This is a genomic window from Rickettsia endosymbiont of Oedothorax gibbosus, assembly GCF_936269705.1.
GTDB lineage: Bacteria > Pseudomonadota > Alphaproteobacteria > Rickettsiales > Rickettsiaceae > Tisiphia.
This window is the reverse complement of sequence record NZ_OW370493.1, coordinates 194308-220333: the sequence shown is the minus strand read 5'-3', so window position 1 is coordinate 220333 and position 26026 is coordinate 194308. Positions and strand designations below refer to the sequence as shown.

Sequence of the window (26026 nt, the reverse complement as noted above, 5' to 3'; positions counted from 1 at the left end):
TGCTTAGCATTTTGTTTGGTGCTTACGTCAAACTCAGGTTATTTAGTGTTAAAAAATAAGGCACATGATCAGAAGGTTGAAGCCATCCCCTAGCTTCTGATAAGGAGCTGACCGATAACATCTTATCTTGTAAGTTACAACTAGTCCAAATATGATCTAATCTACGTCCCCGGTTAGATTTTTTCCAGTCTATGTTTCTATAACTCCACCAAGTATAAAATTTTTGATCATATGGTACGAAATGACGGCTACTATCGATAAAACCCAGAGAAGATTGTAACTCCAACAAGGTTGAACGCTCTATATCTGTGTGGCTAACAACATTTCGCAATTGACGACTCGACCATACGTCATGCTCATATGGTGCGATATTTAAGTCTCCTGTTATGATCATCTTACTATTTTTACTACGATTATTAGTCAACCATTGTTGTACTAATTCTAAATATGCCAATTTATGTTTAAATTTCTCATTGATCTTTACATCAGCTATATCTCCACCAGCTGGTACATAAAAATTATGGATTTCTATACCCAGAACTTCAACTACTACATGCCTTTTATCACTATTATATAATTCAAGGGAGAATCTATTAGTAATAGGAATTTTCGATAAAATTGCTACTCCATTATAAGATTTTTGCCCTGAATAATATATATGATTATAACCCATATCATTAATAGCTTGATGAGGAAATAATTCATTAACTGTTTTGGTCTCTTGGAGAGATATAATATCAGGCTGATGTTGATCAATTAGCTTCTTAAGCAAATCAAGTCGCAAACGTAGAGAGTTAATATTCCAAGTTACTATTTTCATTTACATAATCTTTCCAATATTTCTATTACTAACCACTTTTCTGGATTGCTTCGTCGTGCGGTTCCCACACTTCTAGCAATGACGCTAAGCTATTTTCTTTATAACTTTTAAATGCCATGCGTAAGATGAGTTACTAAATGCTTTAAAAGCCTAATCACCTTTGCCTCTGGGCTAAGATTTTTAGCCGCCCATTTCTTGATCCATGGTTCTATAAGCTGCCACATATTAATTTCTGGATCGAGCTGTTGTCCTACCCCTTCAACTACTACTATAGTTTTCTGTAATAATAGCAATTGTGGTTGCACCTCCATACCAAAATCTTCAGTAATTTTAAATAATTGGGCAAGTAACTTACCTATAGAAATATTTTTGACAGCATATCCTATAATCGGTTCGCTCACTGCTCTACAGGCTTGGGCAAAAAGATCAAGATCGGTATTTTTATCTATATAACCAACCCGAAGATGGACAAGTGCTACTAGCTTATAGTTTTTACTTAGAAAACCAAATAGGCTCTCAGCAATTGCCATTCTATCTTTATCAGGTAATCTACCCATAATACCAAAATCTAGTAACACTATGCTACCATCTGACCTAACTAGAATATTGCCAGGGTGCAAATCTGCATGAAAGAAACCATCTCTATATACTTGATTAAAAAACATTACAGCAAATTTTTGAGCTATTTTAGCTGGATCTAAGCCCTGTTCTATCAGCTTATCTCGAGCATAAATTGATGTTCCATCTACCCATTCTGTGGTTATTATATATTCATGCGTCAGTTGCCAATAAATTTTAGGAATATATATATCAACATCATTTTGGAAATTGTCAAACAATTCTGAGGCGGCAGCTGCCTCTAAACGTAGGTCAAGCTCAAACTTCATAGTAGCATTAAATACATCCATTACTGCCACTAATCGTAATCTTTTTAATTTTGTCGATATTCTTGCTACTAGCTTAGCCAGAATATATAAAAGTTTAATGTCCTTATTATATGTGTGATGAATTTCAGGGCGTAATATTTTTACCGCAACCAACTCACCTGATTTCAGCCTAGCTTTGTGTACTTGAGAAATCGACGCCGCCGCAACTGGTATATCCTCAAAGGCGGAAAATAACTCATCGGCACTTTGCCCAAAAGACTCCTCAATAATCTGTCGTGCGATGTTGCTACTAAAAGGCGGCAACTTATCTTGTAGAGATTGCAAGTAGTTAGTAATTTTAACTCCGATGAGATCTGGTCTGGTGGAAAGAGTTTGCCCAAATTTTATATAAACAGGTCCTAATTTTTTAAAACAATCAGTTAACCTCATACCAAAATCGTCTTTTGGTAGTTTAAATAAACCAATCGGATAAACTATTATGGTTATCATCCAACCAAGAATTCTTAACCTAGATGGTAATTTTATGGTACCTGGATAAGTCAGAATTTGTTGCTTACTTACCACTCTTAATATATGCCAAAAATTCAATAATAAGCTAATCATCTATAACCACTATGAATAGCAGCAACACCTAAATTAAGATTCTTATAACTAACATCGCTAAATCCAGCATCCTTTAACATAATTGCAAAATTCTCCTGATCTGGGAATAAACTAATACTTTCTACCAAATATTGATAAGCTGCTTCGTTGTTTGCTACAATTTTACCAATCTTAGGAATAATATTAAACGAATAAAACTGGTATAATTGCTTCAGACCCTCATATTGCATTTTAGAGAATTCTAAACATAGAAATTTGCCCTTGGGCTTTAGTACGCGATAAGCTTCTTTTAGGGCATTGTCAATTTTTGACACATTTCTAATACCAAATGCTATAGTATAGCAATCGAAACTATTATCAGGAAAAGGTAATTTTTCCGCATCAGCTACGACATACTCTAATCCATGTAATATGTTACTATCAACAGCTTTATTACGAGCTATCGTCAGCATGTCTAAATTTATATCACACAAAGTGACTTGGGGTAATATATTTTGCTCCTTAGCTCGCTTTATTATCCTAAAAGCTATATCGCCGGTGCCACTTGCAACGTCCAATATATTTGATGTTAAATTAGGAATTTGCCTAACAAATTGATCTTTCCATAAACGATGTATCCCTAAGCTCATTAAGTCATTCATTACATCATATTCATTAGCAACGCTAGAAAAAATATCTCTAACCATATCTCTTTTTTGCTCAAAGGACACTTTGGAAAAACCAAAATTTACTTGACCAGGGAAGTCGTTATTATTATCCATATATTTCTACGAGTTTATATTATAAATCATTATATAGTCAATTCTCCTAAGTTGACTATAGTATATACTAATTATGATATGCACTAAGTATTTTATGAAAAATATTTTTATTATTTTTATTCAGGTATTTTCTACATACTTAGTTGGAAGAGTTTTTTGAGGTATAGTTAATTCAGGAGAATTAGGTAGCAGGAGCGATGGAGCGACGCCTATAAGTAATAGGCGAGCATTGAGCGACGACGTCACCAACTTCTCATCAATTGACTATAATCATGGCAGTTTAAAAGTTGTATGTGGTCAACCTCTATTAGCGAGGAAGACCGTAAGTCAACGAAGCAATATATGACTTCATGGATTGCCACGCTCACATACGTTCGCTCGCAATGACGAGTTATAGGCTTGTCATTGCGAGGAACTACTTTAAGTAGCAACGAAGCAATCCATTTTTGATTGCTTTTATAGATTGCTTCGTCTACCTAGGGTCTTTCTCGCAATGACGTATAAATCTATAACTCGTCATTGCGAGCGAACATATGTGAGCGTGGCAATCCATAAATTGTCATTTCCGTGCTTTCTTGTCACCCCTACTTAACTCAGTGTCATACCTGCGAAGGCAGGTATCCAGATTCCCGCCTACGCGGGAATGATGGTATGGACGAGTGAAGCGAAATATGCTTTACTTGTACGGAGTCAGCTGAAAAATAGTTTTCAGCTGCTCCAAATTAAATAATAATTTAATTAATAGGTCCATACCATGATAAATAATAGCATAAAAAATACTATAATAGGAATAGATTTAGCAAAAAATAGTATGCACTTGGTGCAAGTCGATCAAAATGGCAAAAAAATAGGTTATCAAAAAGTTACAAGAGATGAGTTAATAGCCTATTTAAGCAATCTCGATAAAAGTTCATTGGTAGCTATGGAAGCATGTGGAGGAGCTAATTATTGGTCATAGGAAATTGCTAAGCTTGGTTTGCAAGTCAAACTAATGAAAACAAAAGATGTAAAAGTTTATGCTACATCGAAACAGAAAAATGATTATAACGATGCGTTAGCAATATGCAAAGCGGCTCGTGATCCAGAATTAAAAACTGTGCTGCCAAAAAGCAAAGAGGAACAAGATATAAAATTTTTGCATAAAATTAGAAGTAATACGATCAGAGATCGTGTGCAAAAAACTAATTCTACAATATCAAGTTTATGTGAATATGGCTATAATACAAAATTAAGTAAAAATAAATTTTGCAAATCATGTAGGCTGGAGGTAGAGTTAGCGTATAGTAAAGGTTATATAAATTCTGGGATACGGTCAATTTTACTTTTAGAATGTAAAGAAATTGAGGATTTATGTGACAAAGAGAAAACTTTAGAAAAGCTGATTATCAGCAATAATAAGCAAAGTGAGAAAGCTACTAGGTTGCAGCAAATTTTTGGCATTGGAGCAATCAATGCTAGTTGTTTGAGTGTAGCCCCAATGGAAAGTTATCCAACCCCGAGGGATTTTGCTGCTTCGCTTGGTTTGGTACCAAAGCAACATAGCTCAGGAGATAAGATAGTTTTAGGAGGGATTACCAAACAGGGAGATAGATATGCCAGAACTATGTTGATTCAAGCCGCAAGGACAATAGCAATAAGAGCAAAAAGTGGTAAGGAATCGAAAGATAAACTAGTGCAGTGGGCAGTGAAGAAATTTGCTGAAAATAAATCATATAATATTATATGTGTTGGTTTAGCAAATAAGTGTATACTTGCAGCAAAACTGCGTAACACTATCTAATTTTTTTGCTAGTACGAATTTATTGTATAAATTTGGGTTTCTACTATGCAAATATCACCGATTAATAAAAACTAGTTGAAAAAGTACCAGTTATATTATAACATTTGAAATATTAATAATAATGATAATTAATCAAATGAAAAAACCAAAAGTAGCGACCTTAAGTGCTGAAGAACGAGAAGAACTAATACAACACGTCAAGGAAAGTTCATTAACGGGAGATGAACAGCAAACGATCATAGTACCCTACAATTTTTGTAAAGATGGTATTAGGATAGAAAAAAGTTTTTGTTTGGGAGGTATTAATAATGTGGATATTAGCTGCGTTATGGCTGTTGTAGATTGATAAAAAGCATTTTTGATATGATCAAAGCCATAGGTAAATAATGAAAACAATTGTCTTTCAATGGTTTTGTACCGTTTTATTCGGATGGGATTTAAGGCATTTTGTATTATTCCATTTTTGACTATTAAAGCTGAAGCAATAGCAGTTATCACTAATAATTTTTCAAATCTATCCAATTTTACAATGTGACTTTTTTCAATATCAAAACCACCGCTTTTTAGGTGCAAAAATAGTCGTTCAACACTCCAACGAAATTTATATAAAGCAAAAATATCTTGCTCTATTTCAATTGAAGACACCAGAACCATCAGCTCGCTCTTATCATTTCTATATGCGGTAAAATTAACCTTTCTATTCCATAATATACCACTACAAGCCCTATACTCTAAGGCTTTAACATCACTAAATATTCTTTCAATGGTTAAAGTTCTTAAACCTTTTGTAAGACGAATTTTATGATCCATTTTTAATGGAATAACAAACTTTAGATGGTTATTTATCAGAAAGTCTAACCATTCTTTATTCATAAATTCTCTATCAGCAAGCAAATATTTTATTCTTTCAACGCCAAAATTATTAATAAATTTCTGTAAAAATTCCTTCATAAATTCTGCAGAACACCCGCCACCATGCGACAAAGTCTTCCAGAATATTGGCACCGATATTTTACCAATTACCATTACTAAAAATAAAATATTAATATCGGATTTACCAAATTTCCAACTTGTCCTATCCATTGCTACGACATAATTTTTTGAAGCAAAAAAGCTTAATAGCAAATAGCCAACCTTCATATAATCAAAATTAAAATTTTTTAAAAAACGATAAATTCTATGAGTTTTTGACGTCGCTTTAGCATCACCTAAAATACCAAGTGCTAAACCTTTTGATAAATTGAGCTGCCCGTCAGCAAACTAATTACCATACCAACCAAACATTTTAATCTTGATTTATTTCCGTCTATATATAAAATCAATTCTTGAAGTATTATATTATGCATTTTGTTATAAAAATACCTACCTTATACTACTTCACACCACTCTAAATCAACCATTCTTCTTCATCTTCTCAAAATTGTAGGGTACTATAGCAAACGATAGTAGAACTTGTGAAATTTTGTAATGAGCTAATAGACAAGCTAGCATCATCAAATATCAGTATAAATAAGCTTAAGGAAATGCTGATTGGTTTTAAGGCAGATAACAAAAAAAAGATAGTTCAGATTCATTAAAAGAACCGCCAAGTGAATCTGATAACGGGAATGGTGGTAATGAAGAAGAGTGCGATAAGCCCAAAAAGATAGATCGTAGTAATTAGCAAGGTAAATATGGGTTTGATGATTATAAGGATGCGAATACCAGCTATTTAACTCCTGAGAATTTTTGTAGTGGTGATAGCTGTCCTCACTGTTGTAATGGCAAACTATATAATAGTGAAGCTAGAAAATTGCTACAATTTACAGGTAATGCTCCAATTACAGTCAACAGATATGTAAAGAAAACGCTACGTTGTAATGCTTGTGATTATATAGTTATGAACAATAAAAATATCAACAAATGGACAAATAGTAGCAGAAGTGCAATAGTGTTACAAAAGACCTATGGCACTCCTTTCTACCGTTTATCTAGGCTGCAAAGTTTAAGTGGTGTTCCTGTGGCATATAGCTCGCTCTGGCAACAATATTTAGATGTTTGGCAAGAAGGTGGTGGAGCTGAAATTTACGGGGTATTATTGGAAATGGCTGCTGAATGTAGTTCACTGAACCTTGATGATACTAGAGCTAGGATTTTAGAAATTACTATAGCCAATAAGAAATTACGTACTCAAAATAAGAAAGGACGCAGCTGTTATACTACTACAATATGTGCTAAGACTGCAAATAATGAGGTGATAGTTTTATATTTTACCGGTAATAGGCATGGTGGAGAAAATATAGGTAACGTACTAAAGAATCGTAAGAATAGAACAGATTCTATCCAATTAATGACTGACGCAAGTAATAATAATAACCCGGTATTATCAGAAGCAGATCAAGAATTACTGGCAATAATAGTGATGATCAATTGTTTGTCACATGGTCAGAGAAAATTTACAGAGAATGAACTATATTACCCTGAAGAATGCGGATATTTTCTCAAACAAACACGAGGGATTTACCACAATGAACATCAATGTAAAGAGATGAGTCCTGAAGAAAAACTTTGTATCATCAGGAACATAGCGGTAAATATATAGAAAACATATATAACAAAATAGACGAATTATTTAACGACAAGAAAGTTGAGCCTAATAGTAGGCTTGGACAAGCTATGAAATATTGGATAAATAATAAAGAAGGTTTGACTCAAAATGCCAGTTAGCAATCTTGATAATAATTGGGCTGAGAGATCACTGCGTACCATTATTTTACAAAGGAAGAATTCATTATTCTTTAAAACAATCAATAGTGCTGAGATACATAGTGGTCTGTATAGTATAGTAAAGACTTGTAGTGAGAACGAGATCAATGCCTTTAAATATTTAAATTGGCTACAAGAGCAGAGTAGCAAAGCAAAGAAGAGTCCTGCGAATTATACGCCTTTTGCCTATGCAAGATATATGAATAATACGGAATTAATCGAGACAGCAGCTTAAACGACAGGAAGCCAATCATTAGAGAATTTGGCAGAACTAGGATTACCATTATGAATAAGAATGTGTAAGGTTCTATAACAAATTTGATAAGATGAATTATCAGATGGGAAAAGTTTTGCGGTAAATTTACCTTTGGATAGGCGTTTAGAGCATAGCCAAAAGCCTTGACCGTCAAAGGACAAAATTTTAATGGCAGTTCTGTTTTTATTATAGAATAAAAACAAGGAACCATTAAGAGGGTCAGAAGAAAGTTTTTGTCTACAAACAGCGATTAAGCCATCGATACCCTTGCGAAAATCGATGGCAATAGTGGTAACAAAAATAACTGACGCCGGGGTTAGTTGCAACATAAAAATGTCTGAATTATGGTTTTTGGTTCTAGTGTTTGGATAATAAGTTTGGTACCATTTGGTTTAATAATGTGACAAGTATAGTGATTTTGTTTGGGGGCAGCTACAGGATCGGTATCTATAGAATATAATAGTTGAAATGGGAGAAAATTAATATTTTGTTGTAGAGCTTGATTTGAAGTTGAGACAGGAGAAGTTTTGAGGGTAGGCTCATGGGCTTTTTTAATTGAACTGATTGTTGCTTTATTAATATTAAGATGTTTAGCTATCTCTTGGTAAGAATAATGATGGAGTAATTGGTAAACTAATTCCTTTAGATGGTTTGGTATAGGATCAAACTTATTAGTTTTAGTTTGACGCCAGGCTTTAAATTGCTGAGCTACTTGCTCAATAGTAATTGATGGTATTTGCATAGTATGGAATCCAAATGTATAAAAAATTCATACTAGCAAAAACATTAGATAAAGTTATGCAGTTTTGCTGTAGGTATACAAATAAGTTAGCAAGGATTGCTTATGCAGTAGTCACCAATGGTAGCGAATATGTTGCAAATTAGTTTAGTTGAGAAAAAAGAAGAAACTATGTCAACTAAATAAAAATTGGTAATTGATAAATATTGCGAGTAAAGAATAGTAACAATAAAGAGAACGAAAGTTAAAGAGTTAATGAATAAGTATTCTGAATAAAATCCGTAATTATGTCGAGGCTCTAGAAGCCGTGGGAATGAGAGGCCACTCAAGGATATTTATAAGAATGCAGAAACCGGCTCTGTACAAATAAGTAAGGTGGTCCCCTTTGTCTAGACAAAAATTTAGATAAATAGAGATATAATTCACAAAAATTAAATTGTTGTTTTTATACAATATTTTTTTCAAAATATACACATTCTGGAGTTTTATAATCCAAAGCTTGATGCATCCTTTGTCTATTATAAAAGTCCATATATTCGTTAATTGCTGTCTTTGCCTCCTTTACTGTTGTTAAAATAATCCGATAAATTTTTTCCTGTTTTAATGATCGCCAAAAACGTTCAATAAAAATATTATCTAAGGCTCGTCCCTTACCATCCATACTAATCAAGATATTATGTAGCTTTAGCATACTAATAAAATTCTCCGAGGTAAATTGTACTCCTTGATCAGTATTAAATATTTTTGGCATACCATATTTTTCTATAGCGTCTTCAAGGGCTGTTACACAAAATTCACTTTCCAAACTAATGGAGATTCGCCAACTTAGAATATAACGACTATACCAGTCAATAATAGCTACTAAATATACGAACCCTTGGCTCAGTCTTATATACGTTATATCTGCACTCCAAACCTGGTTTGGCAATACTATTTCTAATCCTTTTAGTAAATAAGGATATATTTTATGCACTTGATTCCTCTTGCTTAAATTTATTTTAGGATAAACAGCTTCAAGACCCATTATCTTGTAGTAACGTCTAACAGCTTTACGACCTACCGAAAAACCTTGGGCTTGTAAATATTTAGCCATCCGCCGCATACCATAATATGGATGCATAGTATAGGTCTCATCAATTATTGCCATAATCTTGATATCTTGTTCACTAATACCAGTAGGTTGATAGTAATAGGTTGACCTGCTAATATCCAATAACTTACACTGTTGTACAATTGTTAACTTATTATGATTAGGCTCTATCATATTACACCTAACCTTTAATTCCAAACAATGCAGATTTTTTTTTTGAGCCAGTCACACTCAACGCTTAACTGACCAATTTGCTCATATAGATTCTTGATTAACCCCTGCTGATTTGGATCAGCACTCTGTGTTTTATTCTTAAAACCTTGTACTAACAACTCAAGACCTTGTTTTTTCCAGTTACTGATCTGTGTTGCATGAACACCATACTTACTGGTTATCTGGGCTATTGTTAGCTCTCCCTTAATTGCTTCTATGACAATTTTGGCTTTCTCCTCAGCACTATATTGCCTTACTTGTTTTTTCATCTCTAGCTCTCCTTGTTTGCTAAAGAATTCTATCTCATTTTTCTTATTTTTCTGTCCAAAATATTGGAACCATTATACGTCAAAGACGTATTGAAGGATTTGATGATAAAATAATATCGTTATACGCTAAAGGAATGAGCTTATCTGATATTAAGATTCAAATGCAAGAATTGTATGGAGCTGACGTTAGCGAAAGTTTGATAAGTCAAATTACTGATGATGTAATTGAGGATGTCAAGATATGGCAAAGCCGACCATTGGATCGAGTATATGCTATAGTATTTTTTGACTGTTTAGTAGTAAAAGTACGTCAAGATAAACGAATTATCAATAAGTCTGTATATGTAGCATTAGGTATTGATTTATCTGGAAGGAAGGATATTTTAGGATTGTGGAACAGTGAAAATGAAGGAGCTAAATTTTGGCTTGGTAATTTTACTGAGATGAAGAACAGAGGTATGCAAGACATGCTTATTGCTTGCAGTGATAATTTAACCGGTATGTCTGAGGCAATAGAAGCAGTTTTTCCGAAAACCGAACATCAATTATGTATTGTACATCAGATTAGAAATAGTTTAAAATATGTATCATATAAAGACCGAAAAGAATTAGCGGCTGATTTAAAGCCTATATATACTGCTAGCACAGAGGAAGAAGCACATCTTGCTTTAGAATCTTTTGAAGCTAAATGGAGTAAACAGTATCCACAAATTGCTAAATCTTGGTATGTTCATTGGGAAAATTTAATGGTTTTTCTAGAATACCCTGAGGCGATAAGGAAAGTAATATACACAACTAATAGTATAGAATCTGTCAATAGCCAATTACGTAAGGTTACTAAGAATAAAAGGGTTTTTCCAAATGATAATGCCGTTTTTAAGACCTTATATTTGGCAATTGATTATATGACCAAGAAATGGGTTATGCCGATTCCGAACTGGAACGCAGCTATGGCTCACTTTTTGATAAAATTTGAAGGTAGAATTTAAGCCCTATGAAAAATTTACACACTTAATTAGAAAGGCTCTAGCTACTAAATATACGAATCCTTGGCTCAGTCTTATATACGTTATATCTGCACTCCAAACCTGGTTTGGCAATACTATTTCTAATCCTTTTAGTAAATAAGGATATATTTTATGCGCTTGATTCCTCTTGCTTAAATTTATTTTAGGATAAACAGCTTCAAGACCCATTATCTTGTAGTAACGTCTAACAGCTTTACGACCTACCGAAAAACCTTGGGCTTGTAAATATTTAGCCATCCGCCGCATACCATAATATGGATGCATAGTATAGGTCTCATCAATTATTGCCATAATCTTGATATCTTGTTCACTAATACCAGTAGGTTGATAGTAATAGGTTGACCTGCTAATATCCAATAACTTACACTGTTGTACAATTGTTAACTTATTATGATTAGGCTCTATCATATTACACCTAACCTTTAAATTCCGAGTCAATCATTTAATTTGTGTAAGTTCATTTTTTATTTTCCAATAAATCATATTTAAAATCTCCACAAAGTATTTCAAATTGATTTAAAGCTAAAGACCAATCTTTAATAGGCATGGTCCATTTTTTGGCTGCATTTTGTAGGGATAAAAATATTATTTTTTGAATTGACTTATCATCTGGAAACACCCCCTTATTTTTGATAATTTTTCTAATTTGACGATTTACAGATTCTATAGTGTTAGTAGTATAAATTACCTTTCTGTTCTCTTCAGGAAAGGCAAAAAACGGTATTATCCCAGACCAATTACGTTGCCAAATATCAGAAATTACCGGATATTTTTTATCCCATTTTACACCAAATTGCTGAAGTTTTAAACGTGCCATTTCGTCATTATTAGCTGTATAAATTTGTTTTAGATCTGATGTGACCTCTTTTAAATCTTTATATGACACATACTTTACTGAATTGCGAACCATATGTACAATACATAATTGTACTATAGTACTCGGGAATACACTGCTTATAGCTTCTGGAAAGCCCTTTAAACCATCCACACAAGCAACATAAATTTGTTCAATTCCTCGATTCTTTAACTCAGTAACTACTTGCATCCAAAATTTAGCACCTTCATTTTTGCCTATCCAAATGCCAAGTAACTCCTTTTTCCCTTCTATATTTACAGCAAGTGCTAAATATACTGCTTTATTTATTACTATGTGATTGTCTCTAGATTTTACATAGATACAGTCCAAGTATAATATTGGATACACCCTATCTAAACAACGATTTTGCCACCTAGTTACTTCTTCTATTACCCCATCTGTTATGGTGGATATCAAGTCACCAGATACATCAGTTTGATATATTTCTTCTAAATGCCCTCGGATCTCGCTGACTGTCATACCGCGACCATAAAGGGATATCACTTTCTCATCAAATCCATTAAATCTCCTCAGCCCTTTTGGTATTAATTGAGGATTATACTCTCCTTCCCGATCTCTTGGTACTTCTACTGTCAGCTTACGACCATCCCCATCAATTACTGTCTTCTCATAGCTACCATTACGACTATTATTATCTACTTTTGGCATCTTGCTATGTTTTGAATATCCTAATTCATACGTTAATTCGGGATAAGGATTAGTAAAAATAGCAGACATATATACACTACGAAGAGCAATTAATGTATGAATTCACAGAAATGCAATTTATACATATCCAAAATCTTGTATTAGTTATAGCTAAAGCATTTTTACTAATCCTTATCCCGAATTAACGTAATTCATGATCCAACTCACTTGCTAATATTTTCTCAACTATTTGCTTCTTTAGCTGTTGAAATAAACCATCTCGACCAAATAACTCCGATGGATCTGCTTTTGATAATAATTCTTCTACTAGCTGATTACTGATGCTTAATGTATCTTTATCTGTATCTAATTTTTTAGCCATAATTCCTCCTTGCTTGCTTAAGTTACTTTTTTTACAGTAATCTCTTACTGCTTTCTTTGCAACTTACACAAACTATAGGACAGACTCAATATTTTTTTGAAAATTTAGATAAAAGATAATTGCTATTGCCATGTCTAATACCAATTGCAATAATTAACACGGTGTGTTTATCCAGTCTCTATACATAATTGATTTTACTAAATCTACATTATGAGCAAATTGATTCCAAGCGTAATACCAATTGCAATAATTAACGCAGTGGTGTAAAATGGGTTTTTAACTGATAAAGGTACTCAAATGGCTAGGTTAATATTACCACAAGGTTTTCATGGTCATGATTTTATAAAAATGATGAAACATGAGCCGCATGGTCGAAATCGTATACGTTTATTGGCGATGTATCACCTTCAATTAGGCAAATCTTTAAAAGCCATATCTGAAATAGTGAAGTCACACTGGAAAACTGTGCAATCATGGCTCAGAAGATTTAGGAATCATGGTTTTGAAGGATTATTTGAATCACAAAGAAGCGGCGCCCCTAGGAAGATTAACACTATACAAGAGTCTGCTCTTTTTGATAAAATCAATACGCTCAGTGAAAGTAAAACTGGTGGGTATATAACTGGAAAGGAGCTACATATCATGTTACTTGAGGAATATGGTGCTAAATGCGCTTTAAAAACAGTCTACAATACTATGCACCGCCTTGGTTTTAGCTGGATTACTTCTCGTTCAATGCATCCAAAGTCAAATCAAGAGACTCAAAATACATATAAAAAAACTTCCCAGACATGTTAACAAAATTATTACCAAAAAATATCGATAGATGTAAAGTTGATATATGGTCTCAGGATGAAACTCGAGTTGGGCAACAAGGTAGCTTAACTCGTATATGGGCTAAGCGTGGCACTAGACCCCGTAAAGTTCGGCAACAGCAATTCATTTCAACATATATTTATGGAGCTGCTTGCCATGATACAGGAGAAGCTTTTGCATTAATTTTACCATATGCAAACACACAGGCAATGAATAAATTCTTAGAAGAGCTTTCTCGCAGTATTCAAGGCAACCGACATATAGCTTTACTAACGGATAATGCAGGTTGGCACACAGCCAAAAAACTAACTGTGCCAAGCAATATCACTTTGATACCGCTTCCGCCCTATGCACCGGAACTTAATGCAATGGAACAAGTTTGGGAATGGATCAAAAATCATTTCTTGTCTAACCAATGTTATGGTGTATATGAAGATATCGTCACTATGGCTTGTTACGCTTGGAATCAATTTGCTCATAATGTAGATTTAGTAAAATCAATTATGTATAGAGACTGGATAAACACACCGTGTTAATTATTGCAATTGGTATAACAAGCCATAGTGACGATATCTTCATATACACCATAACATTGGTTAGACAAGAAATGATTTTTGATCCATTCCCAAACTTGTTCCATTGCATTAAGTTCCGGTGCATAGGGCGGAAGCGGTATCAAAGTGATATTGCTTGGCACAGTTAGTTTTTTGGCTGTGTGCCAACCTGCATTATCCGTTAGTAAAGCTATATGTCGGTTGCCTTGAATACTGCGAGAAAGCTCTTCTAAGAATTTATTCATTGCCTGTGTGTTTGCATATGGTAAAATTAATGCAAAAGCTTCTCCTGTATCATGGCAAGCAGCTCCATAAATATATGTTGAAATGAATTGCTGTTGCCGAACTTTACGGGGTCTAGTGCCACGCTTAGCCCATATACGAGTTAAGCTACCTTGTTGCCCAACTCGAGTTTCATCCTGAGACCATATATCAACTTTACATCTATCGATATTTTTTGGTAATAATTTTGTTAACATGTCTGGGAAGTTTTTTTATATGTATTTTGAGTCTCTTGATTTGACTTTGGATGCATTGAACGAGAAGTAATCCAGCTAAAACCAAGGCGGTGCATAGTATTGTAGACTGTTTTTAAAGCGCATTTAGCACCATATTCCTCAAGTAACATGATATGTAGCTCCTTTCCAGTTATATACCCACCAGTTTTACTTTCACTGAGCGTATTGATTTTATCAAAAAGAGCAGACTCTTGTATAGTGTTAATCTTCCTAGGGGCGCCGCTTCTTTGTGATTCAAATAATCCTTCAAAACCATGATTCCTAAATCTTCTGAGCCATGATTGCACAGTTTTCCAGTGTGACTTCACTATTTCAGATATGGCTTTTAAAGATTTGCCTAATTGAAGGTGATACATCGCCAATAAACGTATACGATTTCGACCATGCGGCTCATGTTTCATCATTTTTATAAAATCATGACCATGAAAACCTTGTGGTAATATTAACCTAGCCATTTGAGTACCTTTATCAGTTAAAAACCCATTTTACACCACTGCGTTAATTATTGCAATTGGTATTATGTTAAGTATGTCTTCCATTCCATGAAGAACTGTGTTTAAAAGTAATGGACTGATTACTCCCCCTTGAGGAGTTCCAACTGTTGTTTTGGTGAATTACGTCAGTTCGGGATAAGATATAGATGAAATAGTAATAGATAAAAGGATTGTCAAAAAGGAGTGCCTGCAGTATTTATATTTTTAAACAAAAAAACAAACTACAGGCATGAAAAAAGATATCACAGAATTATATAGTTTTATAGATGATTTTTGTAAAATTTATTTGGAGTATGAACAGAGAAAGTTATTACCATCAAATAAGCAAAGAAATCGCTGTTGTAGCATGAGTCTAAGTGAAATGTTAACAATAATAATTATGTTTCATACATCCTATGCTAAGAATTTTAAATTTTTCTATAAAAGTTATATAGAGTGCATGCATAAGGATGATTTTCCCAAAGCCTTGAGTTATAATAGATTTGTTGAATTAATGGCACGATTATTCATACCGCTAAATATGTTGATTCATTTGTTGTTTGGTGAGGAAACAGGTATTTATTTTATTGACTCTACAACGATTAAAGCTTGTCACAATAAAAGGCGTTATAGCAATAAAGTTTTTAAAGGATTAGCCAAACATAGTAAATCCTCTATGGGGTATTTTTATGGTTTTAAATTACATGTAATAATCAATAATAAAGGGGAGTTTATGGCATTAAAAGTGACCAAAGGCAATGTAGATGATAGGGTTCCAGTACCGGAGTTAACAAAAAGATTAACTGGAATTATAGCAGCTGATAAAGGTTATATTAAGCAAAATTTGTTCTTAAATTTATATGAAAGAGGCTTAAAAATGATTCATGGAATTAAGAAGAATATGGAAAATAAATTAATGGATTTGAAAGAAAAAATCTTACTTCGAAAGCGTAACTTAATTGAAACAGTTTTTGATTATCTAAAAAATAAAATGAACCTTGAACATACTAGACATAGATCACCAATAAATGCCTTTGTCCATATATTATCTACTCTTGTTGCTTACTCATTAAAGAAAAATAAACCTTCAACAAAATTTGATTTTAATCTACATGTTCACAATATCCTTATCCCGAATTGACGTGAATTGATATTCTTCCATCACACCAGATTTAAGCCATGCTTTAATCCAATTTCGTGCTGGAAAATTTCCTATAATTTTCAAAAGAACATTATGATCAATATTATCAAATGCACCTTTAATATCAGCATCTAGTATCCACCCCCTGGTTGTGCCAGGGCAGACAATAGCAGAAATTCTCTGTATTGCATCGTGGGTGCTACGTCCAGGTCTGAAACCATAGTTATTACCTTCAAACTTAGCTTCCCAAAATGGTTCAAGTGCTGATTTAACAACAGTTTGCATACATCTATCCAAAATAATAGGTAAACCTAAAGGTCTAAGTTTGCCTTTTCGTTTGGGAATATACACACGCTTGATCGGTTTAACAGATGATAGATTATTATTTGCTAACTTTTCCATTAACAAATTTCTTTCTTTATCTGTATTAACAACTATTTTATCAATACCAGGACTTTTCTTCCCTTTATTGATTTGGGTAACACGTCTTATAGCAAGTAATTTATTTGTTCTTGATTTCAACATCAATTTCTGTAAACTACGTACTAATTTCATGTTACCATTTGCAGATGCCCTATAGATACGTCTACGAAGATTATTAACCTTTTTATTAACTCAATGATAGGTAAGCCACTAGTTTGACTAGTGAGACCATCAAGGCTTGGCCTTTAGATTTAGTATAAAATAAAAAGTTATCATATATAACTTCTTTGGCTTGACGGTCAAAGGAGAAAATATATGACAACATACGAAAGTTTAAATCATTCTAAATGGGATTGCAAATATCATATTGTGTTTATTCCAAAGTGTCGTAAAAAAGAATTGTACGGGAAGGTTAGAAAATATCTTGGGAACGTATTCCATGAGTTAGCTTTTCAACGTGGGAGCAAGATCATAGAGGGGCATATGGTACAAGATCATGTGCATATGCTCATCAAGATTCCTCCTAAATATTCTGTAGCTGAAGTAATAGGCTATATCAAGGGGAAAAGTGCTATAGCCGTTGCTAGGCAGTTTGGTGGACGAAAACGTAATTTTAATGGAGAAAAGTTGTGGGCTAGAGGTTATGCGGTCTCAACTGTAGGATTTGAAGAGAATCAGATCAAACACTACATTAAGAATCAAGAGCAACTTGATAGTTTAGGCTCTGACGAATCAGGAGAATTTTAATTAACAATGGCAGCCCTTTGGGCTGCTCATAACCGTCAAGCCCCTCGCTTTGCGAGGGCGTTCTGACTTCTTGCCAATTTATTGCATGCCAATAAATTTTCTCAAAGTTATTATTATCGGTCTTAATTGTTACATTTGCGTTTTGCATCTAACTTTTCCAATATAATTCATAATCTTGTTTACTTACTTAGGGTAAATCACCAGTCTCAAGTCAGCATCATTTCTGATTAGCACATAGTGCCTATACACCCAGTTATTTATTCCTGTAGCCTTTCAGCTTAGTGTCATTAGCTTTTTAAGACCTCTCTTACCTACTACAAGTTGTCAAGTAATAGGCTTACCACGTTTCACTAATTAAAGATGCGTTAAGTTGGTTATCTTCTTTATACCGGGGAACTGGCATTTTTAAAGAAGGTCGCGTATGCCTTCTTACAGTTAAGCTTTTCAACTTTATCCCTATAATAGATGTTATCTGGAGTATCTACTTTTATATTTACGATATTTTCCAAACAAAGATTCACTTTCGTTTAACCAATTTTAACTTTACCTTGCCCCTATTTCCCATCCAGATTAGTAATTTAGTTAGGCTTCTTATTGCGCTTAGCACAAGATCGTTACCAACCTTGCACCGCAATAATAGTAATTAGGTCTAAATGCAACCTAGCCGCAATATACTTGCAGACTTTATTTTAGTGCCATCGTGTCGCACTACGCAATATATAAACTAAAGTTTATTGCTTTTTTTTTGCTGGTTCATTTGATCTAGATTCTACTCGATGATTTAAAATTAGCATGGTAATGTAATGCAAGATTGAGATAATGAACAGTAAAGAATTATGGCGATACAATTTGCCAGGATCGAGATAGTAAGTAGAAGCTCAGGAGGAAATAGCTGTTGTAAAGCTGCTTATAATGCGAGGGCGATTAAGGTGGTCCCCTTTGTCTAGACAAAAATTTAGATAAATAGAGATATAATTCACAAAAAGAGTCTGTCCTATAGTTTGTGTAAGTTGCAAAGAAAGCAGTAAGAGATTACTGTAAAAAAAGTAACTTAAGCAAGCAAGGAGGAATTATGGCTAAAAAATTAGATACAGATAAAGATACATTAAACATCAGTAATCAGCTAGTAGAAGAATTATTATCAAAAGCAGATCCATCGGAGTTATTTGGTCGAGATGGTTTATTTCAACAGCTAAAGAAGCAAATAGTTGAGAAAATATTAGCAAGTGAGTTGGATCATGAATTAGGATATTCAAAACATAGCAAGATGGCAAAAGTAGATAATAATCGTCGTAATGGTAGCTATGAGAAGACAGTAATTGATGGGGATGGTCGTAAGCTGACAGTAGAAGTACCAAGAGATCGGGAAGGAGAGTATAATCCTCAATTAATACCAAAAGGGCTGAGGAGATTTAATGGATTTGATGAGAAAGTGATATCCCTTTATGGTCGCGGTATGACAGTCAGCGAGATCCGAGGGCATTTAGAAGAAATATATCAAACTGATGTATCTGGTGACTTGATATCCACCATAACAGATGGGGTAATAGAAGAAGTAACTAGGTGGCAAAATCGTTGTTTAGATAGGGTGTATCCAATATTATACTTGGACTGTATCTATGTAAAATCTAGAGACAATCACATAGTAATAAATAAAGCAGTATATTTAGCACTTGCTGTAAATATAGAAGGGAAAAAGGAGTTACTTGGCATTTGGATAGGCAAAAATGAAGGTGCTAAATTTTGGATGCAAGTAGTTACTGAGTTAAAGAATCGAGGAATTGAACAAATTTATGTTGCTTGTGTGGGGTTTAAAGGGCTTTCCAGAAGCTATAAGCAGTGTATTCCCGAGTACTATAGTACAATTATGCAGCAATTCCAAATATGACATTATGGATACATAGGGAAATTTTAGCATTGCGATCCACTCAACTTTAAGACGAATAATCTATTTTTCTGTTAAAGATTTGTATGTATTTTCTTGAATTCTATAAATATTTTTATACAAACTTATCATAATTCACGTTATTGTAATCAATTTGGTAAAAACCAACGGTTAGCAATAAATAAGTCTATTGCTCTAGAAAAAGCTTTTGATAGGTCGAATCTATATTGGCGGGACTCTGTAATCTCGTTTGCCAGCTAATATCTCCCATAACATTTCCATTGATTCAAAGAAAAAAAGGTCTACTAAACTTCTTATTCGTTCCCATAACGATCCTAATCTACCAAATTGCTCCCTCATTTCTTGAAATAATTTATCAACTAATTGGTGTATTTGATGAATAGTAAATGCTAACAAAGTAAAATTGTAGAAATTATAACATAGATTCTCAGAACCATGACCGTAATTATGTTCTATATTATAACCATGATTCTTTAAGCTATTAAAGCATTCGTTCTCTATTTTCCAACGTGCTCTTGCTCCGTCTATTATTGTTTTAGCATTATCTGAGGTGATTTCTAGATCAGTAATCCATTTACCATAATACTGACTTTTGTTACTACCATCTTTCTGCGGCACTAGCTCCCATGCCGCTATATAATTTGTTCTTACCTTAGTGCTAGTAAATAATTCAACATCATTAACCCATTCAATTATCAATTTGTTCCTTCTAAGGCTCAATGTCTCTATCTTTGATTTATCTACAGATTGAACATTATCCATTAATGTCTTATGATTATTGGGTTTTACTTTAAAAATATAATTAGCTTTATGATCACGAATTGTTTCTATCACTGGAGTTGTTGCATATAAGGCATCAGCATTGATTATTATCCCTAATTTATCATGATCCTTTCTAAATCTTGTCAAAAATCTCTTGAAAGCATTCGTCTCACAATCCTCTTTCTCATCACCATCTTGTACACGAATTTCCTCAGGCATTACTGGTATTACTTGTCGTAACCCAAATTTTACAATAGCCCCTTGTAATACTTGATGACAATGATATTGGTTATTTTTATGCCCTCTAATTAGGCAACGTTTACAACTCACTTTATCAGAGCTGTAATATTGTGTACCATCAACATTTAATAAGTATTTACCAGGAAATATTTGATATTGTTCTAGATGCTTCCCTCGTTGTAATTTACTAAATAATTCTTTGAAAATAGGTCTAAACGTTACGTCACTATCTACTTGGTCTATTACGTTCCTCATCCCCTGATCGCTAGGAAGCGATTGTACTGTAAACATGCTACGCAGATTATTACGTTGTTCCTTCCTTTCCATACGCCTTTGAAATTCTAGCAAAGATACTGATTGAAAATACATACACGCCAAACCAGATAACATAATATCTGCTATACTATTACTACTATTTACACCCCTTCTATCTTCTATACCAGCAAATCTATCTGCAATCATACTTCTGATTGCACTAAAACTTAAATGTTTCTTTGAATGCATAACTTGATACCAATATTATATTGATATTATCTTAGATAATTTATCCAACTTTGACTACTTTTTTAACTATTCCTCTACGAAAAACTTATTCCATATCCTTTTACTTACCTTCCTTCTATGACATATTTGGAATCGCTGCATTATTGCTATCAGTATGACAATATTTATCATATCCTAAGTGATTATTCATCTCTGACTGCAATGCCTTCTCTACAAGCCTTTTGGTTAATTGTTTTAATAAACCATCCTCTTTAAATAAAGTTGATATATCTGTATCATTATTTATTAATAAATCTATTGCTTGATTCATTGCTTCATTTTGTTTGTGACGCATTATAATTTCTCCTTTTGTTATATTATATTTTTATATAACCTTTGAAAAATTTACACACTTATTTGTACAGAGCCGATTTATTGATTTTCCAGGCTTTATTTTACCTTGAATATTATGAATGTGACTAGCAAACCAATCAATAAAAGATGCCCCATATAATATCTCACGCTTTGCATCTTCTAATAATTTCCCCTGTTCTAAGGTAATTATATAGGCTAGTTGATCAATATTCTCTAATATTAAAGAATGCCATTTTCTTAATATAGTTATTCTTTGTTCAAAAGAAGTCTGTGACCAAATCTTAAAAGCTCTAACAGAACTGTCAATAGCACTAATAATTAAATCATTAGGCAAATTTGGTATCGACCCAACCACTTTATCATTGGCAGGATTATAAACTGATAACTGCTCTTGGCAATCTAGCCAATTTCCATCTATATAGTTTTTTTTATTAACAAAATCTAGTAATTGCATATTAAACATTAAACGATTTCCCACATCCACAACTACCTTTTTCGTTTGGATTGTTAAAAGTAAAGCCAGACTTAAACTTACCTTCTACATAATCCATTTCACTTGCTAGAAGATACATTAGAGCTTTTGGGTCAATTAATATTCGTACACCTTTATCTTCTATCACCTCATCAAACTTATTTTTGATATCAGCATATTCTACATAATAAGATAGACCGGAACAACCACCAGATTTCACACCAATCCTAATACCAAAAGATGGTTTATCACGCCTGTCTATCAATCTCTTTATTTGTTGAGCTGCTGCCTCAGTCAATGACATAACATTTTTCATAATAATTACTATGAGTTTTTAGTTTTATAATCAAGTATTGCCGCTTTTATGGCATCTTCTGCCAATAAAGAACAATGGAGTTTTACTGGTGGCAAAGATAATTCCTTGGCTATCTCTGTATTTTTTATACTACCAGCCTCGTCAAGAGATTTACCCTTAACCCATTCCGTTACTAAAGAACTTGAAGCAATAGCAGAACCACAACCAAATGTTTTAAATTTTGCATCTGTAATAATTCCCTCTGCACTAACTTTAATTTGTAGCTTCATTACATCACCACAGGCAGGGGCTCCCACAAGACCTGTCCCAACATATGCATCATTTTTGTCCAATGATCCAACGTTACGCGGATTTTCGTAATGATCCAGTACTTTTAAACTATAACCCATGTTATTCCTATATTAATAATTATTCTACCTTAATACATCTACACTCTCCTGCTTTGAAGGATTGTTTTTTTGAAAATATCAGGGACTCGCATACTCACATACGCTGCCGTAGGCTAGGAGGCTGCCTCCTAGCCCATTATTTTCAAATCCAATTTTCCAAATCATTTGAGTATATATCTATAAATATAACAGATTTTTTTGACCCACTAATAGTTGTTTGCATTATTTTTGCAATATTGCTTATTTTTTTCATACCCTATAATTTTTTTTATTATTATGAGAATAACAAAAATTTTAAGGTATTATGCTATACATAGGCGTTATTATTAAAGTAACGCCTTGCTAACAAGCACCAATTTACTGTACTTTCAGTAATTCATTGATTTTTGTAACAGATAATCTAGTCGTTCTTGCTACTTCCTCAATAGAGTTACCACTTTTTATCATCATTTTTATTAATTTAGCTTCTCCTCTTGCTTCTCCTCTTGCTTCTCCTCTAGCCTCTCCAATTTTGATACCATCTTGTAGTCCGATTTGAATCCTTTCTTCTTTCCATACTTGAGCTATACTAGGCATAAGTTCTTCTCCTTTTTCTTTAGTTAAACTATTTTTTAATATTTTTTCTAACTCTATTTTATCATTTTGCTCAATAAAGATCAAAGTATACTGTAATAGATTTCTTATATGGTCATAGCCTATTGTTATTTTACTCAATTTAGGCAAGAGATGAGAGATTTCTTGCCATCTCTTCAGTAATTGACGTTCGTGGATGTGCTTGAGGAAAAATAACAAAATCCCAGACCATACTTTTTCCTTAAGTTCTTCATCGGGGATATCATGTACGTTAATAAGCTGACAATCATTTGTCCAAAAGACTCTGGCTAAATCTGGATGGCTAAATAAATTCCATATATTGAGCGATGCGTTATATTTCTTCTTGCCATTATAAATTATTAGGGGATAAATTAATGGAAGGCTTTTAGCTTTAGGGTTAGTAGTTAAATATAGATCACAAATATTAATCATATATTTAAATAACCTAAATGCCATCATTTTATCAACAGTACTTTGATGTTCCAATAGCAAAAAAATATAGCCATCCTGATCATTAAACTTAACAGAAAATAATACATCTGAAATAGTTTCAGAAAGGTCTAACTCAATAAAACTATCTTTTTCTAATTTTACAGTTGTGCTATCGATTAAAGCCAACACATCCTTCGGCAAATGAGTTGCCAAAAACTCTTTAGCAACTATTGGATTCTCCATAGATTTGCGAAAGATTTCGTCATGTTTTGGCTTATCTGAAGTCATAATAAAATTTGCTTATATAGCTAATCTAATAATTCATTATTTACTATACTTTCAGTAATTCATTGATTTTAGTAATAGATAGTCCAGTAATTCTTACTACTTCTTCAATGGAGCTACCATTGTTTATCATCATTTTTATTAATTTAGCTTCCCCCTCGGCTCTACCCTCGGCTCTACCTTTGGCTTCACCTCTAGCCTCTCCGATTTTAATACCATCCTGTAGCCCTATCTCTATCCCTTCTTCTTTCCATACTTGAGCTATACTAGGCATAATTCCCTCTCCTTTCTCTTTAGTTAAACTATTTTTTAATATTTTTTCTAACTCTATTTTATCACTTTGCTCAATAAAGGTCAAAGTATACTGTAATAGATTTCTTATATGGTCATAGCCTATTGTTATTTTACTCAATTTAGGCAAGAGATGAGAGATTTCTTGCCATCTCTTCAGTAATTGACGTTCGTGGATGTGCTTGAGGAAAAATAACAAAATCCCAGACCATACTTTTTCCTTAAGTTCTTCATCGGGGATATCATGTACGTTAATAAGCTGACAATCATTTGTCCAAAAGACTCTGGCTAAATCTGGATGGCTAAATAAATTCCATATATTGAGCGATGCGTTATATTTCTTCTTGCCATTATAAATTATTAGGGGATAAATTAATGGAAGGCTTTTAGCTTTAGGGTTAGTAGTTAAATATAGATCACAAATATTAATCATATATTTAAATAACCTAAATGCCATCATTTTATCAACAGTACTTTGATGTTCCAATAGCAAAAAAATATAGCCATCCTGATCATTAAACTTAACAGAAAATAATACATCTGAAATAGTTTCAGAAAGGTCTAACTCAATAAAACTATCTTTTTCTAATTTTACAGTTGTGCTATCGATTAAAGCCAACACATCCTTCGGCAAATGAGTTGCCAAAAACTCTTTAGCAACTATTGGATTCTCCATAGATTTGCGAAAGATTTCGTCATGTTTTGGCTTATCTGAAGTCATAATAAAATTTGCTTATATAGCTAATCTAATAATTCATTATTTACTATACTTTCAGTAATTCATTGATTTTAGTAATAGATAGTCCAGTAATTCTTACTACTTCTTCAATGGAGCTACCATTGTTTATCATCATTTTTATTAATTTAGCTTCCCCCTCGGCTCTACCCTCGGCTCTACCTTTGGCTTCACCTCTAGCCTCTCCGATTTTAATACCATCCTGTAGCCCTATCTCTATCCCTTCTTCTTTCCATACTTGAGCTATACTAGGCATAATTCCCTCTCCTTTCTCTTTAGTTAAACTATTTTTTAATATTTTTTCTAACTCTATTTTATCACTTTGCTCAATAAAGGTCAAAGTATACTGTAATAGATTTCTTATATGGTCATAGCCTATTGTTATTTTACTCAATTTAGGCAAGAGATGAGAGATTTCTTGCCATCTCTTCAGTAATTGACGTTCGTGGATGTGCTTGAGGAAAAATAACAAAATCCCAGACCATACTTTTTCCTTAAGTTCTTCATCGGGGATATCATGTACGTTAATAAGCTGACAATCATTTGTCCAAAAGACTCTGGCTAAATCTGGATGGCTAAATAAATTCCATATATTGAGCGATGCGTTATATTTCTTCTTGCCATTATAAATTATTAGGGGATAAATTAATGGAAGGCTTTTAGCTTTAGGGTTAGTAGTTAAATATAGATCACAAATATTAATCATATATTTAAATAACCTAAATGCCATCATTTTATCAACAGTACTTTGATGTTCCAATAGCAAAAAAATATAGCCATCCTGATCATTAAACTTAACAGAAAATAATACATCTGAAATAGTTTCAGAAAGGTCTAACTCAATAAAACTATCTTTTTCTAATTTTACAGTTGTGCTATCGATTAAAGCCAACACATCCTTCGGCAAATGAGTTGCCAAAAACTCTTTAGCAACTATGGGATTCTCCATAGATTTGCGAAAGATTTCGTCATGTTTTGGCTTGTCTAGAGTCATAA

Annotated in this window: 30 protein-coding genes and 4 pseudogenes; 11 read left to right on the top strand and 23 right to left on the bottom strand. The window is 33.3% G+C overall.

Features of this window, described 5'->3' with window-relative positions:
• Positions 1–22: 22 nt before the first annotated feature.
• The 3 genes from xth to ubiE all read right to left on the bottom strand — a co-directional run bounded on the left by xth (position 23) and on the right by ubiE (position 3071).
• Entirely contained in the window at positions 23–820 is a 798-nt protein-coding gene (gene xth, locus NBW66_RS01190; RefSeq protein ID WP_250311499.1) for an exodeoxyribonuclease III, read from the bottom strand.
• A gap of 107 nt (positions 821–927) precedes the next feature.
• Complete coding sequence (ubiB, locus tag NBW66_RS01185; RefSeq protein WP_250311498.1) at positions 928–2310, bottom strand: 2-polyprenylphenol 6-hydroxylase; 1383 nt, start codon at positions 2308–2310, stop codon at positions 928–930.
• Positions 2307–3071, bottom strand: a complete 765-nt coding sequence (ubiE, locus tag NBW66_RS01180) for a bifunctional demethylmenaquinone methyltransferase/2-methoxy-6-polyprenyl-1,4-benzoquinol methylase UbiE (RefSeq protein ID WP_250311497.1) — start codon at positions 3069–3071, stop codon at positions 2307–2309. Before ubiE ends, ubiB begins: the two co-directional genes overlap by 4 nt.
• A gap of 754 nt (positions 3072–3825) precedes the next feature.
• Between ubiE and NBW66_RS01175 the strand changes: the two genes are divergently transcribed.
• Positions 3826–4029, top strand: coding sequence for a hypothetical protein (locus NBW66_RS01175; protein WP_250310719.1), 204 nt, complete (start codon positions 3826–3828; stop codon positions 4027–4029).
• Positions 4030–4047: 18 nt separating this feature from the next.
• The gene (locus tag NBW66_RS01170) at positions 4048–4851 is read left to right on the top strand and encodes an IS110 family RNA-guided transposase (protein ID WP_284346705.1); all 804 of its coding nucleotides are present in this window, start codon (positions 4048–4050) and stop codon (positions 4849–4851) included.
• Positions 4852–5097: 246 nt separating this feature from the next.
• On the opposite strand, the gene NBW66_RS01165 is transcribed toward NBW66_RS01170, so the two are convergent.
• Positions 5098–6027, bottom strand: coding sequence for a transposase (locus tag NBW66_RS01165; protein ID WP_250312225.1), 930 nt, complete (start codon positions 6025–6027; stop codon positions 5098–5100).
• Between the two features lie 47 nt (positions 6028–6074).
• Positions 6075–6197, bottom strand: coding sequence for a hypothetical protein (locus NBW66_RS14355; protein ID WP_284346704.1), 123 nt, complete (start codon positions 6195–6197; stop codon positions 6075–6077).
• Between the two features lie 533 nt (positions 6198–6730).
• On the opposite strand from NBW66_RS14355, the gene NBW66_RS01160 reads away from it, so the two are divergent.
• Together NBW66_RS01160 and NBW66_RS01155 are read left to right on the top strand one after the other, a co-directional pair.
• A complete protein-coding gene (locus tag NBW66_RS01160) occupies positions 6731–7432 on the top strand; it encodes an IS66 family transposase (protein ID WP_250311495.1) in 702 nt (233 codons plus the stop codon).
• Between the two features lie 114 nt (positions 7433–7546).
• The gene (locus tag NBW66_RS01155) at positions 7547–7831 is read left to right on the top strand and encodes an IS66 family transposase (RefSeq protein WP_250311030.1); all 285 of its coding nucleotides are present in this window, start codon (positions 7547–7549) and stop codon (positions 7829–7831) included.
• Here the strand turns inward: NBW66_RS01155 and tnpB are convergent.
• The 4 genes from tnpB to NBW66_RS01135 all read right to left on the bottom strand — a co-directional run bounded on the left by tnpB (position 7828) and on the right by NBW66_RS01135 (position 10163).
• On the bottom strand, positions 7828–8181 hold the full coding sequence (tnpB, locus tag NBW66_RS01150; RefSeq protein ID WP_250310638.1) for an IS66 family insertion sequence element accessory protein TnpB: 354 nt from the start codon (positions 8179–8181) through the stop codon (positions 7828–7830). The genes NBW66_RS01155 and tnpB overlap by 4 nt on opposite strands.
• A complete protein-coding gene (locus NBW66_RS01145) occupies positions 8169–8594 on the bottom strand; it encodes a hypothetical protein (RefSeq protein WP_250310639.1) in 426 nt (141 codons plus the stop codon). Before NBW66_RS01145 ends, tnpB begins: the two co-directional genes overlap by 13 nt.
• Positions 8595–9036: 442 nt before the next feature.
• Complete coding sequence (locus NBW66_RS01140; protein ID WP_250310686.1) at positions 9037–9855, bottom strand: IS3 family transposase; 819 nt, start codon at positions 9853–9855, stop codon at positions 9037–9039.
• A 14-nt stretch (positions 9856–9869) separates the two neighbouring features.
• The gene (locus NBW66_RS01135; protein WP_250311341.1) at positions 9870–10163 is read right to left on the bottom strand and encodes a transposase; all 294 of its coding nucleotides are present in this window, start codon (positions 10161–10163) and stop codon (positions 9870–9872) included.
• Positions 10164–10240: 77 nt separating this feature from the next.
• Between NBW66_RS01135 and NBW66_RS01130 the strand changes: the two are divergent.
• Positions 10241–11152 (top strand): annotated as a pseudogene (locus NBW66_RS01130) (IS256 family transposase); the annotation flags it as partial.
• A gap of 3 nt (positions 11153–11155) precedes the next feature.
• On the opposite strand, the gene NBW66_RS01125 reads toward NBW66_RS01130, so the two are convergent.
• From NBW66_RS01125 to NBW66_RS01115, 3 genes are all read right to left on the bottom strand, one after another.
• Positions 11156–11599, bottom strand: coding sequence for an IS3 family transposase (locus NBW66_RS01125; protein WP_250311493.1), 444 nt, complete (start codon positions 11597–11599; stop codon positions 11156–11158).
• A gap of 49 nt (positions 11600–11648) precedes the next feature.
• On the bottom strand, positions 11649–12785 hold the full coding sequence (locus tag NBW66_RS01120) for an IS256 family transposase (protein ID WP_250311492.1): 1137 nt from the start codon (positions 12783–12785) through the stop codon (positions 11649–11651).
• A gap of 112 nt (positions 12786–12897) precedes the next feature.
• Positions 12898–13077 (bottom strand): hypothetical protein, encoded by a 180-nt coding sequence (locus NBW66_RS01115; RefSeq protein WP_250311491.1) that lies wholly within the window; start codon positions 13075–13077, stop codon positions 12898–12900.
• Positions 13078–13374: 297 nt separating this feature from the next.
• Between NBW66_RS01115 and NBW66_RS01110 the strand changes: the two genes are divergently transcribed.
• Together NBW66_RS01110 and NBW66_RS01105 are read left to right on the top strand one after the other, a co-directional pair.
• Positions 13375–13875: a helix-turn-helix domain-containing protein gene (locus tag NBW66_RS01110; protein ID WP_250310542.1), complete on the top strand. Its 501-nt coding sequence runs from the start codon at positions 13375–13377 to the stop codon at positions 13873–13875.
• Positions 13869–14429: an IS630 family transposase gene (locus NBW66_RS01105; RefSeq protein WP_250310543.1), complete on the top strand. Its 561-nt coding sequence runs from the start codon at positions 13869–13871 to the stop codon at positions 14427–14429. The genes NBW66_RS01110 and NBW66_RS01105 overlap by 7 nt, the downstream gene beginning before the upstream one ends.
• Here NBW66_RS01105 and NBW66_RS01100 read toward each other — a convergent pair.
• Positions 14426–14926 carry an IS630 family transposase gene (locus tag NBW66_RS01100; protein ID WP_250311490.1) on the bottom strand — a complete coding sequence of 167 codons (501 nt, stop codon included), beginning with the start codon at positions 14924–14926 and terminating at the stop codon, positions 14426–14428. The two genes, NBW66_RS01105 and NBW66_RS01100, sit on opposite strands and share 4 nt — an antisense overlap.
• The gene (locus NBW66_RS01095) at positions 14920–15420 is read right to left on the bottom strand and encodes a helix-turn-helix domain-containing protein (protein WP_250310542.1); all 501 of its coding nucleotides are present in this window, start codon (positions 15418–15420) and stop codon (positions 14920–14922) included. The genes NBW66_RS01100 and NBW66_RS01095 overlap by 7 nt, the downstream gene beginning before the upstream one ends.
• Before the next feature lie 268 nt (positions 15421–15688).
• On the opposite strand from NBW66_RS01095, the gene NBW66_RS01090 reads away from it, so the two are divergent.
• The gene (locus tag NBW66_RS01090) at positions 15689–16579 is read left to right on the top strand and encodes an IS982 family transposase (protein WP_250310582.1); all 891 of its coding nucleotides are present in this window, start codon (positions 15689–15691) and stop codon (positions 16577–16579) included.
• On the opposite strand, the pseudogene NBW66_RS01085 reads toward NBW66_RS01090, so the two are convergent.
• Positions 16547–17182: pseudogene (locus NBW66_RS01085) on the bottom strand (reverse transcriptase N-terminal domain-containing protein); the annotation flags it as partial. The gene NBW66_RS01090 and the pseudogene NBW66_RS01085 sit on opposite strands and share 33 nt — an antisense overlap.
• Positions 17183–17317: 135 nt before the next feature.
• Between NBW66_RS01085 and tnpA the strand changes: the two are divergent.
• The 3 genes and pseudogenes from tnpA (at position 17318) to NBW66_RS01075 (ending at position 19637) form a co-directional block, all read left to right on the top strand.
• Positions 17318–17749, top strand: coding sequence for an IS200/IS605 family transposase (gene tnpA / locus NBW66_RS01080; RefSeq protein ID WP_250310729.1), 432 nt, complete (start codon positions 17318–17320; stop codon positions 17747–17749).
• A gap of 836 nt (positions 17750–18585) precedes the next feature.
• A pseudogene (locus tag NBW66_RS14830) lies at positions 18586–18675 on the top strand (conjugal transfer protein TraA); the annotation flags it as partial.
• Between the two features lie 146 nt (positions 18676–18821).
• Positions 18822–19637: an IS256 family transposase gene (locus tag NBW66_RS01075; protein ID WP_250311488.1), complete on the top strand. Its 816-nt coding sequence runs from the start codon at positions 18822–18824 to the stop codon at positions 19635–19637.
• A 219-nt stretch (positions 19638–19856) separates the two neighbouring features.
• Here the strand turns inward: NBW66_RS01075 and NBW66_RS01070 are convergent, their stop codons facing one another.
• The 8 genes and pseudogenes from NBW66_RS01070 to NBW66_RS01035 all read right to left on the bottom strand — a co-directional run bounded on the left by NBW66_RS01070 (position 19857) and on the right by NBW66_RS01035 (position 26024).
• Positions 19857–21161, bottom strand: a complete 1305-nt coding sequence (locus NBW66_RS01070) for a transposase (RefSeq protein ID WP_250311217.1) — start codon at positions 21159–21161, stop codon at positions 19857–19859.
• Positions 21162–21300: 139 nt separating this feature from the next.
• Positions 21301–21471: pseudogene (locus tag NBW66_RS01065) on the bottom strand (transposase); the annotation flags it as partial.
• A 54-nt stretch (positions 21472–21525) separates the two neighbouring features.
• The gene (locus tag NBW66_RS01060) at positions 21526–21978 is read right to left on the bottom strand and encodes an aldehyde dehydrogenase family protein (protein WP_250311487.1); all 453 of its coding nucleotides are present in this window, start codon (positions 21976–21978) and stop codon (positions 21526–21528) included.
• Positions 21971–22303, bottom strand: a complete 333-nt coding sequence (locus NBW66_RS01055) for a HesB/IscA family protein (protein ID WP_250311486.1) — start codon at positions 22301–22303, stop codon at positions 21971–21973. Before NBW66_RS01055 ends, NBW66_RS01060 begins: the two co-directional genes overlap by 8 nt.
• An 8-nt stretch (positions 22304–22311) precedes the next feature.
• On the bottom strand, positions 22312–22692 hold the full coding sequence (gene iscU / locus NBW66_RS01050) for a Fe-S cluster assembly scaffold IscU (protein WP_094649773.1): 381 nt from the start codon (positions 22690–22692) through the stop codon (positions 22312–22314).
• Positions 22693–23049: 357 nt separating this feature from the next.
• Positions 23050–24006 carry an Rpn family recombination-promoting nuclease/putative transposase gene (locus NBW66_RS01045; RefSeq protein WP_250311485.1) on the bottom strand — a complete coding sequence of 319 codons (957 nt, stop codon included), beginning with the start codon at positions 24004–24006 and terminating at the stop codon, positions 23050–23052.
• Between the two features lie 43 nt (positions 24007–24049).
• A complete protein-coding gene (locus tag NBW66_RS01040) occupies positions 24050–25015 on the bottom strand; it encodes an Rpn family recombination-promoting nuclease/putative transposase (RefSeq protein WP_250311484.1) in 966 nt (321 codons plus the stop codon).
• Positions 25016–25058: 43 nt separating this feature from the next.
• Entirely contained in the window at positions 25059–26024 is a 966-nt protein-coding gene (locus NBW66_RS01035; RefSeq protein ID WP_250311483.1) for an Rpn family recombination-promoting nuclease/putative transposase, read from the bottom strand.
• Positions 26025–26026 lie beyond the last annotated feature (2 nt).